We start from the raw sequence: 13275 nt of genomic DNA on the forward strand, positions 1-13275 counted from the left end.
ACATGTCCTACCGCGCCCTCATGGTCATGCGGATGGCCCCCGGCCACGCCGACGCGGTCGCCGAACTCTTCACCGAGCACGACAAGGGCGACATGCCCTACGTCGTCGGCATCTCGCGGCGCACGCTCTTCCGCTACCAGGACCTCTACATGCACCTGCTGGAGGCCGACACCGACGTCTTCGACAAGCTCCTCGCGGCCCGAGCCCGCGCGGACTTCCAGGAGGTCAACAGGCGCCTCTCGGCCTACCTGCAGCGCTACGCGCCGGACAGCATGACCGAGTTGCAGGACTCGAAGGCCACGCCCTTCTACACCTGGAGCCCCGAGACAGGGAGCATCACGTGACGCTGACCCGCCGCGACATCAACGACATGATGCAGGCATACAAGAAGACGAGCCTGCTGCGTACCGCTGTCGAGCTGGGCGTGTTCGACGCGCTCGCCGAGGGCCCGGCCACTGCCAGCGGGCTCGCCCCGAAGCTCGGCATCCATCCCCGGGGTGCGCGCATCCTGCTCGACGCGCTCACCGCGATCCGACTCACCGACCGCACCGGCGAGCACTTCTCGCTCACCCAGGCGGCCGCCGATCACCTGGTCAGCACCCGTCCCGACTACCTGGGCGGCATGGTCAAGGTGATGTCGAGCGACTGGGAGTGGGACGCGCTGCGCGACCTCAGCGCCGCCGTACGGGCCGGCGGCACCGTCCTCGACGTGCACGCCGAGACCCCGGAGTACACCTACTGGGAGGACTTCGCCGCGTACGCGACGAAGGTCGCCCAGCCAACCGCCGAGGTGATGGCCGAAGCGCTCGCGCCGTGGACGAAGGAGCGCGCCGAACTCGACATCCTCGACGTCGCCTGCGGCCACGGCGTCTACGGCTACACGCTCGCTCAGCACAACCCACAGGCGGCGGTGACCTCGCTGGACTGGCCCAACGTGCTCGCCGTGACGGAGAAGCACGCCGAACGGCTCGGCGTGCGCGACCGGGCGTCGTTCCTGCCGGGTGACATGTTCACCACCGATCTCGGCGGGCCCTACGACGTCGTGCTGCTCACCAATGTCACGCACCACTTCTCCGAGGAGCGGGTGCATGAGCTGGTGACCCGGCTCGGTTCCGTGGTCAAGCCGGGTGGACGGCTGGTCATCGTCGGGTTCACCACTGGCGACGAGTCGCCGGCACTGGACCCGGCTCCGTACCTCTTCTCGGTGTTGATGTTGGTCTGGACCTTCGAGGGCGAGTCGCACTCCGTCGCCGCCTACAACCGGGCCCTCGCCGCGGCGGGCTTCGGCCCGGCCACCGTCCACCCGACGGACCTGCCGTTCCGAGTGCTCGTCGCAGAGAAGGGATGATCATGCATCGGCAACCGATCGTGAAGGTCGCCGCCACCGACGTGCCCGGCATCAACCGGATCGGCGGCGAGGTGCGGATCCTGCTCAGCCCGAAGACCGTCGACGCGACGGAGGGCTTCATGGGCACGGTCCGCCTGGAGCCGGGCGAGTTCCTGGCGGAGCAGTACAACCCGTACTCGGACAAGTTCTGTTATCTGGTGCGCGGCGAGGTGGTGATCCGGGTCGACGGCGCGGAGGTCAAGCTCGCTGCCGACGAGGCTCTCATGGTCCGTCGCGGCCAGCGGCACCGCATCGTCAACGCCGGTGGCGAGACCGCGCTGATCGTGTTCCAGATCAGCCCGCTCGCACCGCGCCCCGAGCTGGGCCACGTCGACACCGAAGAGGTCCCGCACCCCGAGTCGCCGGTGCCGCAGGTCGGCGGCGTGCGCGACGGGTGGCAGCGACCGACGGGAGGAAACTCATGAGCCAGCTGACCCTCGACGACCTACGTCGGATCCTGGAGACCAGTTCCGGTGTGGTCGAGCAGACCGACTGGGCCGATCCGGCGACGCTCGACGCGCCGTTCGACGACCTCGGCTACGACTCGCTCGCGCTGTTGGAGCTGGCGGCGCGGGTGCAGCAGGAGTACGAGGTGCGCATCCCCGACGACGCCGTGTCGATCATGAAGACGCCGCGGCTCGCTGTCGACTACGTCAACCAACGACTCGCGGATCGGTGACCCGATGGCCGGACACACTGACAACGCGGTCGTCATCAACGCACCGTTCGACCTCGTCTGGGACCTCACCAACGACATCCCCAACTGGCCCTCCCTGTTCAGCGAGTACGCCAGCACCGAAGTGCTCTCGACGTCCGCCGACGGGGCCGTCGTCTTCCGTCTGACCATGCACCCCGACCCGGCCGGCCGGGTCTGGAGCTGGGTCTCCGAGCGGGTGCCCGACCGCGGCGACCGGGTGGTACGGGCACGGCGGCTGGAGACGGGCGCCTTCAAGTACATGAACCTGTTCTGGGAATACACCGAGATCCCGGACGGCGGCGTGCGGATGCGGTGGGTACAGGACTTCGAGATGCGGCCGGGCGGGCACGCCGACGACGAGGGCATGACCGCCCACCTCAACCGGACCACACGTGAGCAGCAGGCACGCATCCGGGAGATCGTGGAGAAGGCCGCGGCCGAACGCGGGCAGTCATGACCGCCACCGTCAACACACCCGTCGGCAAGAGCTGGCTGATCTGCCCGGGCTGCCGGGCGCTGCTCTACCAGCGCCGGGTCGAGCGCAACCTTGGCGTCTGCCCGGAGTGCGACCACCACGATCAGGTCACCGCACACCAGCGGATCGAGCAGCTCTTCGACCTCGACTCGGTCGAGGAGCTGCCACCGGTCGGCGCCTTCGGTGATCCGCTCGGTTTCGTCGACACCAAGCCCTACCCGCAACGGATCGAGGCGGCCCGCCGGCGCACCGGGCTCGACGAGGCAGTGGTCTGCGTCCGGGGCACCGTCGAGGGCCAGCCCCTGATCGCGGCGGTAATGGACTTCCGGTTCCTCGGCGGCAGCCTCGGCTCGGGCGTCGGCGAACGGATCACCCGGGCCGCCGAGGTGGCGCTCGAAACCCGTACGCCGCTGCTGATCGTCAGCGCCTCCGGCGGGGCCCGGATGCAGGAGGGCGTGCTGTCGCTCATGCAGATGGCCAAGACGAGCGCGGCGCTCGGTGCCCTCGACGAGGCCGGGGTGTTGACGATCTCGCTGGTCAGCGACCCGACCTACGGTGGCGTTGCCGCATCGTTCGCGACGCTCTGCGACGTCATCCTCGCCGAGCCGGGGGCGCGCCTCGGCTTCGCCGGGCCGAGGGTCATCCAGCAGACGCTGCGTCAGCCGCTGCCGACCGGCTTCCAGACCGCCGAGTACCTCTTCGCCCGCGGCATGCTCGACGACCTGGTGCCCCGGTCGAACCTGCGGCCGACCATCGGCCGGCTGCTGGCCTTCGCGGGGGCCGACCGGTCCGCGCCCAACCCTTACCCGGTACGTGCCACCACGCCCCCCGAGTCGGCCGACCCGTGGGCTGTCGTGGCGCTGTCCCGCGATCTCGGTCGACCATCCACACTCGACTACATCGGTCACTTCGTTGACGGTTTCGTGGAGCTGCACGGCGACCGGCTGGCGAGTGACTGCCCGGCGATCGTCGGCGGCGTCGGTCTGATCGACGGCCGGCCCACAGTGGTGATCGGCCACCAGAAGGGCCACACGGTCGCCGAGGTGGCCAGCCGCAACTTCGGCATGGCGACACCTGCCGGCTATCGCAAGGCGGCCCGGCTGATGCGCCTGGCCGAGAAGCTCGGCACGCCGATCGTGACGCTGATCGACACGCCCGGCGCCTACCACGGCGTCTCGGCGGAGGAGAACGGGCAGGCCCTCGCCATCGCCGACAGCATCCGGCTGATGGCCGGGCTGACGGTTCCGGTCGTCGCGATCGTGACCGGCGAGGGTGGCAGCGGAGGTGCGCTCGCCCTCGGCGTCGGCAACCGGGTGCTGATGCTCACCAACGCGACGTACTCGGTGATCAGCCCGGAAGGCTGCGCCGCGATCCTCTGGAACGACTCCGGCCGGGCCGACGAGGCCGCCGCGCAGCTCAAGCTCCAGGCCGGCGACCTGCTGGCGCTCGGCATCGTCGACGGGGTGGTTCCCGAACCACCCGGCGGGGCACCGGCCGATCCCGGGGCGACCGCGTCGGCCGTACACCGGGCGGTTGTCGACGCGTTCGCGGAGTTGGCCGGTCTCAACCGCGAGGAGGTGCGGGCCCATCGCCGGGCCCGCTTCCGACAGATCGGAGGTTTGACGAATGCCGGAGGGTAACGCCGACCCGCTGGATGCCGCGGTCCGCAGTCTCGCGCGGCTGATCGGGTCGACGCCAGGTCCGGTCCGCCGCGCCCGGCTGCAACACGGCGACCTGGTGGTCGAGGTGGAGTGGCCGGATGGCGCACCGGGGGCGGCGGTGGTACCGGCCGCCCCGCCGGTGGAGACCGACGCCGGTCTGCACTACGTGTGCGCGCCGATGGTCGCGACGCTCTACCTCGCGCCGTCGCCCGGAGCTGACCCGTTCGTCACTGAGGGCGACCAGGTCATTCCGGGCCAGCAGGTCGCGATCCTCGAAGCGATGAAGATGATGATCCCGGTCGAAGCCGACCGCGCGGGCGAGGTCGTAAAGGTGCTGGTGCCCAACGCGAGCCCGGTCGAGTACGGCGAACGGTTGATCGCCTTAGCTGTGTCGGAGGGCTGACCCAGTGTTCGAGTCGGTGCTGATCGCCAACCGGGGCGAAATCGCGGTCCGGATCGCCCGGACCTGCCGGGAGATGGGACTGCGTACCGTGGCTGTCTACTCGACAGTGGACCGGGACTCGGCGGTGGTGCGGCTGGCCGACGAAGCCGTCCAGATCGGGCCGGGTCCCAGCCGGCGCAGCTACCTGAGTGCCCCGGCCATCATCGAGGCGGCCCGTCGCACGGGGGCCGACGCCATCCACCCGGGCTACGGATTCCTCTCCGAGGATCCGGACTTCGCCGAGATCTGCGAGGCCGACGGGATCACGTTCATCGGGCCGCCGCCCGCCGTGATGGCCGCTCTGGGCGACAAGGCCCGGACGCGGGGCATCATGGCGGGCCTCGGCCTGCCCGTACTCCCCGGCACGACCGACGCCGTCGAGTCGGCTGCCCACGCCCGCGCTGTCGCCGACGAGATCGGCTTCCCGCTGATCATCAAGGCGGTCGCCGGTGGCGGCGGTCGGGGCGTACGGGTGGTCCGCGATCCGGCCTCGTTCCTTGGCGAGTTCGCCGCCGCGCGGGCCGAGGCGCAGCTGCTCTTCGGCGACAACCGGGTCTACATCGAGCGCTACCTCGAGTCTGCCCGCCACGTCGAGGTGCAGGTGCTCACCGACCGCTACGGCAACGGCATCCACCTCGGCGAGCGCGACTGCTCGGTGCAGCGGCGTCACCAGAAGCTGATCGAGGAGTCACCCGCGCCGGGGCTGCCGCAACACATGGTCGACCGGATGACCGCCGCCGCGGTCACCGGCGCGCTCGGTGTCGGCTACGTGGGCGCTGGCACCTTCGAGTTCCTGGTCGGCGGTGGGGACGACTTCCACCTCATGGAGGTCAACTGCCGGCTCCAGGTCGAACACCCGGTCTCCGAGCTGGTGACCGGCGTCGATCTGGTGCGGCAACAGATCCTCGTCGCGGCCGGCGAACGGCTGGCGCTGACCCAGGCCGACGTGACGCCACGCGGCACCGCGATCGAGTGCCGTCTCAACGTCGAGGACCCGGCGCGCGGGTTCGTACCGACGCCGGGCGAGCTGACCCGCTTCGACCTGCCCGCCGGCCCGTTCGTCAGGGTCGACACGCACGGGTACGCCGGTTACCGGGTCCCGGCGGACTACGACTCCCTGCTCGCGAAGGTGGTCGTCTGGGCGCCCGACCGCACCCAGGCCCTGGCCCGGATGGCCCGCGCCCTCGACGAGTGCGCCGTCGAAGGGCCAGGAGTGGCCACCACCCGCGACTTCCTCCGATCGACGCTCGACCACCCGCTGTTCCGCACCGCGAAACACGACACCTCGCTTGTCGACACCATGCTCACCGGCCTCCAGCCGGACACCACCGAAGCTCCAGGGCGCCACTAGCCGAAGGGTTCACACTGCTGCCGGTTCGCGGGTTTGCGGCCCGTGCGTCCACGCGGGCGCCTGCGGACGGAAGGTGGCCGACATGGCAATTGACAACGCTTCTCGAGGTGTCAGCCGACGGCGATTATTGGCCGGAGTCGGCGCGGGGGCGCTCGTGGCCGGCACCGGGGGAGTCCTGCTCGACGCGACGCCGGCGGCGGCCGCGTTCTCCAACCGGTTCGGTCGGATGTTCCCGTCGCTGCCGGCGTTCGGTTCCGCGACGACCCAGATGCGGAACGCACTGATCGACCTGTCGCGCGTCGGCGGCCCGATGGACGCCCGCGACCCGCTCAGCGTCGGTGCCGAGGCGCTCGCCGACCTGCAGCAGCACAGCATCAACAACCCGGACAACTTCTCCATCCCACAGGGCATGACGTACTTCGGGCAGTTCGTCGACCACGACCTGGCCTTCGAGACGACGGCGCCGCTGGGTACGCCGGTCGACCCGACCACGGTGCCGAACCCCCGGACGCCGGCCCTCGACCTCGACTCGCTCTACGGTGGCGGGCCGACCGGAAACCCGGAGCTGTACAACTCGGCCGATCCCGCCAAACTCAAGATCGAGTCGGGCGGGCGCTTCGAAGACCTGCCGCGCAACTCCAGTGGCAAGGCGATCGTCTTCGACTCCCGCAACGACGAGAACCTGCCGATCGCGCAGATCACTGCCGCGTTCATCCTCTTCCACAACCGGGTGGTCGACCTGGTGCGCGCCCAGGGCACACCGGCGGCACAGGTCTTCGGCGCCGCCCGGCAACTCGTCACCTGGCACTACCAGTGGATCGTGCTCAACGAGTTCCTTCCGCTGATCGCCGGCCCGGGCACTGTCTTCACAGTGCTCAACGGTGGCCGCCGCTTCTACAAGCCGGAGCCGAACGCGACGTTCATCCCGGTCGAGTTCACCGCTGCGGCGTTCCGGTTCGGCCACAGCCAGCCACGACCGGCCTACCTGGTCAACCGTACCGGCGACGGCGGCGACGAGTTCTACGCCATGCTCTTCGACCCGGCGCTGAGCGGCGCCGACCCGGCCGACCTGCGCGGCGGGAAGCGGGCCGCCCGCCGCTACCTCGACTACCAGTTCTGGTTCCAGTTCTTCGACGGCCAGGTGCGCTGGAGCAAGTGGATCGACGTACGCAACTCGACGCCGCTGTTCGGCTTCCCACTGCCACCACCGCCGTCCGGCTCCCCGTCGGCCAACCTGCTCGGACGCGACCTGCTCCGGCAGCTCACCTTCGGCATCCCGTCGGGCCAGCGGATCGCCGCGACCATCGGCGCGCCGGCGCTCGGCAGCTTCAACTTCCCGGAGCTCAGCGGGTACGGCCTCGGCCTGGACTCCAACACCCCGCTCTTCTACTACATCCTCAAGGAGGCGCAGCTCCAGGCCGGCGGAGGTTCGTTGGGCGCCGTCGGTGGGCGAATCGTGGCCGAGGTGCTCATCGGCATCGCCCAGCTCGACCCGGCGAGCTACCTGAAGGTGCAGCCCAACTGGCGTCCGACCCTCCCCGCCCGCTTCTCCGGCCAGTTCACGATGGCCGACCTGCTCACGTACGCCCGGGTCGACCCGGGCAGCCGCAACTCCTGACGGCGCTTGCTCCGCACCCGGGCCCGGGTGGCCCGGTGTGCGGAGCATGAGCCCGGTTGAACGGGACTCCAACGGTCCTCGACGCGGGTGGGGGAGGGTGCGGGCATGACTGGCGACTTCAGCGATTTCAAGGTGGCGGATCTGTCGTTGGCGGCCTTCGGGCGTAAGGAGATCGAGCTGGCCGAGCACGAGATGCCGGGTCTGATGTCGATCCGGAGGGAGAACGCCTCGCGCCAGCCGTTGAAGGGTGCGCGGATCACCGGGTCACTGCACATGACGATCCAGACGGCGGTGTTGATCGAGACGTTGGTGGCGCTCGGCGCGCAGGTCCGTTGGGCGTCCTGCAACATCTTCTCCACCCAGGACCACGCCGCGGCGGCGATCGCCGTCGGCCCGACCGGCACCCCGGACGCCCCGGCGGGTGTCCCGGTCTACGCCTGGAAGGGCGAGTCCCTCGACGAGTACTGGTGGTGCACCCAGCAGGTGCTGCTCTGGCCGGACGGGCAGGGCCCGAACATGATCCTCGACGATGGTGGTGACGCCACACTGCTGGTGCACAAGGGCGCCGAGTTCGAGGCGATCGGCGCCGTCCCGTCGCCGGAGAGCGCCGAATCGGAGGAGTACGAGGTCGTCCTCGGTGTGTTGACCCGGTCTCTGCGGGAGGACAACCGCCGCTGGACGCGGATCGCTGCCGGGATCAAGGGGGTGACCGAGGAGACCACCACCGGCGTGCACAGGCTGTACGAGATGCAGCAGGCGGGGAACCTGCTGTTCCCGGCGATCAACGTGAACGACTCCGTGACCAAGAGCAAGTTCGACAACAAGTACGGCTGTCGGCACTCGTTGATCGACGGGATCAACCGGGCCACCGATGTGCTGATCGGCGGGAAGGTCGCAGTGGTGTTCGGCTACGGCGACGTCGGGAAGGGCTGCGCCGAGAGTCTGCGTGGTCAGGGTGCGCGGGTCATCGTGACCGAGGTGGATCCGATCTGCGCCCTCCAGGCGGCGATGGACGGCTACCAGGTCGCGACCATCGACGACGTTGTCGAGACCGCTGACATCTTCGTGACCGCCACCGGCTGCTTCAGCGTGATCACCAATGAGCACATGGCGCGGATGAAGCACCAGGCGATAGTGGGAAACATCGGCCACTTCGACAACGAGATCGACATGGCCGGTCTCGCGAAACGCGGTGATGTCGAGCGGATCACCGTGAAGCCGCAGGTGGATGAGTGGCGGTTCGCGGACGGCCACTCGATCATCGTGCTGTCCGAGGGACGGCTGTTGAACCTGGGCAACGCCACTGGGCACCCGAGCTTCGTGATGTCGAACAGCTTCGCCAACCAGACGATCGCGCAGATCGAGCTGTTCACCAGCACCGACCAGTACCCGATCGGTGTGCACACCCTCCCCAAGCACCTGGACGAGAAGGTGGCCCGACTCCACCTCTCCGCGTTGGGTGTCCGCCTCAGCGAACTGACAAAGGAACAAGCCAACTACCTCGGCGTCCCGGTCGAAGGGCCCTACAAGCCCGACCACTACCGCTACTGAGAGGGCCCGTCCGCATGATCGCCGTATCCGGCTCGATCGCGACCGACCATCTGATGCGTTTTCCGGGGCGGTTCGCCGAACAGCTCATCGCCGGCAGCCTCGACACCGTCTCGCTCTCGTTCCTCGTCGACGACCTGGTCGTCCGGCGCGGTGGGGTCGCGGCCAACATCGCCTTCGGGCTCGGTCAACTGGGGCACCGGCCGGTGCTGCTCGGCGCGGTCGGCGCTGACTTCGGCGACTACCGCAGCTGGCTGGAGCGGCACGGGGTCGACTGCTCGGAGGTGCAGGTCAGCTCCAGCGCACACACCGCCCGGTTCATCTGCACCACCGACACCGACCTCTGCCAGATCGCGTCGTTCTATCCCGGCGCGATGGGCGAGCCCGACCGGATCAGCCTCGACGGTGTCGCCGCACGGGCCGGCGGGCTCGGGCTCGTCATCGTCGCCGCGGAGAACCCGGACACGATGCTCGCCCGCGCCGCCGCCTGCCGCCGACTGGGCCTGCCCTTCGCCGCCGACCCGTCACAGCAACTGGCCCGGATGCCGTCGGCCGACATCGAGGCGATGATCAGCGGCGCTCGCTACCTGTTGACCAACGAGTACGAGGCGGCGCTGCTGGAGTCGAAGACCGGGCTGAGCGAAGACGACATCCTGCGCCGCGTGGGCGTGCGGGTCGTGACCCTGGGCGCCAACGGGGTACGCGTCACCGGGCAGGAGGGTGACTTCCTGGTTCCGGCGGCGCGGGTGGGCCGCATCGTCGACCCGACCGGCGTCGGCGACGGCTTCCGGGCCGGCTTCTTCGCCGCGCTCGCCGCCGACCTGCCCATCGAGCGCGCGGCGCAGGTGGGCTGCGTACTGGCGGCGCACGTGCTGGAGGTCGAGGGCCCGCAGGAATACACGGTCGACGCCGACGCTTTCGAGCGCCGCATCGTCGACTCCTACGGCCCGGACGTAGCTGTCGACGTGCGGGCGCTGGGGCTGGCTCGGGTCTGATCGGGCCAGCCCGGGGGCGAGCCGGCCCCGTCCTCGGGCGGTCTTCAGACGATGCACGACGATCAGCCGGGCTCGATCTTGACACAGTGACACCAGATGACTACCCTACGGGCCGATCTGCACAACGGGGGTGTCATCGTGGCGGTGCCGATCGACTTCATGGTGCTCGGGCCCCTTGAGGTTAGCGCTGGCGACCGACGCGTTGAGCTGGGCGGCGAGCGGCAGAGAAGGCTGCTGGCCGGTCTGCTTCTCCGGCACGGTCAGCTGGTGTCCGCCGCTGACCTGACCGCCATCGCCTGGAACGGGGACCCGCCCGCGACGGCTCGCAACCAGATCCACAGCGGAATTTGGCAGCTGCGTCGCACCCTTGACCGCTACGGTGCGGCGCACCTGCTGGGTGGTGAGCGCGCCAACTACCGGCTTCGCGTCGACGCGAGTCAGCTGGACCTCGCCCGATTCAAGGACGCCGTGTCCGAGGGGCGACGCCTCGTAGCGCTCGATGACAAGCGCAAGGCAGCCGTCGTGCTGCGTCAGGCGGTGTCGATGTGGCGGGGTCCCGCGCTCGCGGATCTGAACGGGATCGTGCTGGAGCGCGAGGCGGCCGTGTTGGAGGAGATGCGCATAGCGGTCCTCGAAGAGTGTCTGGAGTGCGAGCTGACCTTCGGCGGCGGGGCCGCCGTGGTCGCCGAACTGACTGATCTGGTGGCGAAACATCCGCTGCGCGAGCGGCTCGCGGCCATGCTGATGACCGGCCTCTACCAGTCCGGGCGGCAGGCCGAGGCGATCGAGGCGTACCAGCGCGTCGCTTCCACGCTCGCCGACGAACTGGGCGTCGACCCGGGCGACGAGCTGCGTAGGAGGTACGAGGCGATTCTTCGGCAAGACCGAGCCCTCGACCCGTCGGCGCGTCCCGAGGGCGTCACCCTCGCCTCCGGCGCCGGTGCGGCACCTGTTCGCCCTGCTCAACTACCTGTGCAAGGGGCCCTGTTCGTCGGCCGTTCAGCCAGCCTGGCCGAGTTGGATGCGGCTCTGGCGACCAATCCCACCGACCAGCCGCACCCCACGGTCCTGTCCATAGTGGGCCATGCCGGCGTCGGCAAGACGGCGCTGGCCGTCCGTTGGGCACATCGGGTCCGCGACCGTTTCCCGGACGGGCAGCTCTTTGTGAACCTGGACGGGTTCGGCCCGGACGGAACGGCGGCCCTCAAGCCCACCGACGTCCTACGAGACTTCCTGGAGGCGTTGCACGTTCCGCCGGACCGGATACCTCCCGGGATCAACGCCCAGGTGGGTCTCTACCGCAGTGTCCTGGCCGACCGGCGGGTGCTGGTCGTGCTGGACAACGCCCGCGACGCGGCACAGGTGCGCCCGCTGCTCCCGGGCAACCCTTCCTGCCTGGTCGTGGTCACCAGCCGAAACCGGCTCACCGGACTCGTCGTGAACGAAGGGGCTCAACCCGTTCCGCTCGGCATGCTGACCGCGGTGGAAGCGCACGAGTTGCTCACCCGTCGACTCGGCGTCGCCCGGGTCGTGCAGGACGCGGGAGCCGTCGACCAGATCATCCGCAGGTGCGCAGGTCTACCCCTGGCGCTGGCCATCGTCGCAGCGCGTGCGGCCACCGACGCCCAACTCCCGATCGAGGTCCTCGCCAGCCGCATCGGGAGCGGTGGGGATCTGGACGTCCTTGCCGGAGACGATCCGCAGTCCGACCTCCGGACCGTGCTCTCCGGTTCCTACCGCGCTCTCAGCCCCGAACACGCCCGACTGTTTCGCCTGCTCGGCCTGCATCACGGCCTGGAGATGGCCGTCTCGACCTGCGCCAGCCTGGCCGGTCTGCCGCTGGACCAGACCAGCCGACTGCTGGCGGACCTGGTAGCGGTCCACATGGTCGAGCGGCGTTCGGCCGACCGGTACGCGCTCCACGATCTCCTGCGCGCATACGCGCGCGAACTCGTCGGTGTTCACGAGACCGAGCGCGATCAGCGCGCCGCGCGGCAGCGGATGCTCGACCACTACCTGCACACCGCCCATGTCGCCGATCGCCTGATCTACCCGCACCGGCGTGACTCGATCGACCTCGCGGCGCCGCAGCCCGGCGTGACCACTGAGGTCCTCACCGACAGCGACGCGGCGTTCGCCTGGTACACGCACGAACGGCGGGCACTCGTCACGGCCGTCGACATGGCAGCGTCGAACGGGTTCGACTCGCACGCCTGGCAACTCGGCTGGACACTGACCACCTTCCTCAACCGATGCGGGTGGTGGCACGAATGGGCTGCGGTCGAGGCCACCGGTCTCGTCGCTGCGCAGCGGCTGAGGGATCGCAGGGCCGAGGCCCGGTGCCATCGTGGCCTCGCCAACGCCCACACCCGGCTGGGGCACTACGAACGTGCCCGCCAGCACCACGGTTCTGCCTTGAGGCTGTACGTCGAGATCAGGGACCGGACCGGACAGGCGCAGGTCCACAGCAATCTGTCCTGGTTGGCCGAGCGCCAGGGAAGCTACCGTGACGCGCTGGCGCACGCCGAACAGATGCTGCGCCTCCATCAGCATGCTGGTCCCGAATCTGGCGAGGCAAGCGCACTCAACGCGGTCGGGTGGTATCACAGCCTGCTGGGGGACCACGCCCGCGCTCTTGACTACTGCGGACGCGCCGTTGCTCTCATGCAGCGCTTGGGTGACCTCCACGGTGAGGCGTACGTGTGGGACAGCCTGGCGCATGTCCACCACCAACGAGGCGACCACGCGCAGGCGCTCTCCTGTGGGCGGCGCGCGGTCAACCTGGCTGCGGAGGTCGGCGAGACCACTCTCCAGGCGAGCGCGTTGGCCCGCCTCGGTGACACCTACGAGGCCGCGGGTGACCTGGCCGCCGCGTGGAAGGTGTGGCACCAGGCCTTGGATGTCTACAACGGGCGCGACGAGGTGCAGGCGGCAGCCATTCGGGAAAAGCTGAAGGTCAGCATCTACGGCTCCTGACTCCTGCCAGTTGTGACACCCGGACACGGGCCCCCAAACACGGACATCCAATCCATCGACGCGTGTTCACGTCTTGGCAGCGGTCCGCGCCTCCGCTAACGTCCCTGGGAACGCTCCCATGAACT

The 13275-nt window shown here is 69.5% G+C and carries 12 protein-coding genes; all 12 read left to right on the forward strand.

Annotated features, from left to right (window positions below; all coding sequences use genetic code 11):
- Positions 1-2 precede the first annotated feature (2 nt).
- Complete coding sequence (locus AB0K35_RS29515; protein WP_238671245.1) at positions 3-344, forward strand: TcmI family type II polyketide cyclase; 342 nt, start codon at positions 3-5, stop codon at positions 342-344.
- Positions 341-1348: a methyltransferase gene (locus AB0K35_RS29520; RefSeq protein WP_357364549.1), complete on the forward strand. Its 1008-nt coding sequence runs from the start codon at positions 341-343 to the stop codon at positions 1346-1348. Before AB0K35_RS29515 ends, AB0K35_RS29520 begins: the two co-directional genes overlap by 4 nt.
- Positions 1348-1812, forward strand: coding sequence for a cupin domain-containing protein (locus tag AB0K35_RS29525; RefSeq protein ID WP_208646634.1), 465 nt, complete (start codon positions 1348-1350; stop codon positions 1810-1812). Before AB0K35_RS29520 ends, AB0K35_RS29525 begins: the two co-directional genes overlap by 1 nt.
- Positions 1809-2066, forward strand: coding sequence for a phosphopantetheine-binding protein (locus AB0K35_RS29530; protein ID WP_091394916.1), 258 nt, complete (start codon positions 1809-1811; stop codon positions 2064-2066). The genes AB0K35_RS29525 and AB0K35_RS29530 overlap by 4 nt, the downstream gene beginning before the upstream one ends.
- 4 nt (positions 2067-2070) lie before the next feature.
- Complete coding sequence (locus tag AB0K35_RS29535; RefSeq protein ID WP_238671243.1) at positions 2071-2541, forward strand: SRPBCC family protein; 471 nt, start codon at positions 2071-2073, stop codon at positions 2539-2541.
- The gene (locus AB0K35_RS29540; RefSeq protein ID WP_363889548.1) at positions 2538-4199 is read left to right on the forward strand and encodes an acetyl-CoA carboxylase carboxyltransferase subunit alpha; all 1662 of its coding nucleotides are present in this window, start codon (positions 2538-2540) and stop codon (positions 4197-4199) included. Before AB0K35_RS29535 ends, AB0K35_RS29540 begins: the two co-directional genes overlap by 4 nt.
- Entirely contained in the window at positions 4186-4623 is a 438-nt protein-coding gene (locus AB0K35_RS29545; protein WP_238671241.1) for a biotin/lipoyl-containing protein, read from the forward strand. Before AB0K35_RS29540 ends, AB0K35_RS29545 begins: the two co-directional genes overlap by 14 nt.
- A gap of 4 nt (positions 4624-4627) precedes the next feature.
- Positions 4628-6013, forward strand: coding sequence for an acetyl-CoA carboxylase biotin carboxylase subunit (locus AB0K35_RS29550; RefSeq protein ID WP_238671240.1), 1386 nt, complete (start codon positions 4628-4630; stop codon positions 6011-6013).
- Positions 6014-6167: 154 nt separating this feature from the next.
- Positions 6168-7631: a peroxidase family protein gene (locus tag AB0K35_RS29555; RefSeq protein WP_238671239.1), complete on the forward strand. Its 1464-nt coding sequence runs from the start codon at positions 6168-6170 to the stop codon at positions 7629-7631.
- Between the two features lie 105 nt (positions 7632-7736).
- Positions 7737-9182: an adenosylhomocysteinase gene (ahcY, locus tag AB0K35_RS29560; RefSeq protein WP_363889552.1), complete on the forward strand. Its 1446-nt coding sequence runs from the start codon at positions 7737-7739 to the stop codon at positions 9180-9182.
- A 14-nt stretch (positions 9183-9196) separates the two neighbouring features.
- A complete protein-coding gene (locus tag AB0K35_RS29565) occupies positions 9197-10174 on the forward strand; it encodes a carbohydrate kinase family protein (RefSeq protein WP_363889555.1) in 978 nt (325 codons plus the stop codon).
- Positions 10175-10270: 96 nt separating this feature from the next.
- Positions 10271-13150: a BTAD domain-containing putative transcriptional regulator gene (locus AB0K35_RS29570; protein WP_363889558.1), complete on the forward strand. Its 2880-nt coding sequence runs from the start codon at positions 10271-10273 to the stop codon at positions 13148-13150.
- Positions 13151-13275: the final 125 nt, after the last annotated feature.

Origin of the sequence: Micromonospora sp. NPDC053740 (assembly GCF_040677775.1) — a bacterium.
Classification (GTDB): Bacteria; Actinomycetota; Actinomycetes; order Mycobacteriales; family Micromonosporaceae; genus Micromonospora; species Micromonospora alfalfae.

Coding starts and splice junctions, on each gene's coding strand:
- AB0K35_RS29515 (WP_238671245.1), top strand. CDS start 3: ATGTCCTACCGCGCCCTCATGGTCATGCGGATGGCCCCCGGCCACGCC.
- AB0K35_RS29530 (WP_091394916.1), top strand. CDS start 1,809: ATGAGCCAGCTGACCCTCGACGACCTACGTCGGATCCTGGAGACCAGT.
- AB0K35_RS29535 (WP_238671243.1), top strand. CDS start 2,071: ATGGCCGGACACACTGACAACGCGGTCGTCATCAACGCACCGTTCGAC.
- AB0K35_RS29540 (WP_363889548.1), top strand. CDS start 2,538: ATGACCGCCACCGTCAACACACCCGTCGGCAAGAGCTGGCTGATCTGC.
- AB0K35_RS29545 (WP_238671241.1), top strand. CDS start 4,186: ATGCCGGAGGGTAACGCCGACCCGCTGGATGCCGCGGTCCGCAGTCTC.
- ahcY (WP_363889552.1), top strand. CDS start 7,737: ATGACTGGCGACTTCAGCGATTTCAAGGTGGCGGATCTGTCGTTGGCG.
- AB0K35_RS29565 (WP_363889555.1), top strand. CDS start 9,197: ATGATCGCCGTATCCGGCTCGATCGCGACCGACCATCTGATGCGTTTT.
- AB0K35_RS29570 (WP_363889558.1), top strand. CDS start 10,271: ATGACTACCCTACGGGCCGATCTGCACAACGGGGGTGTCATCGTGGCG.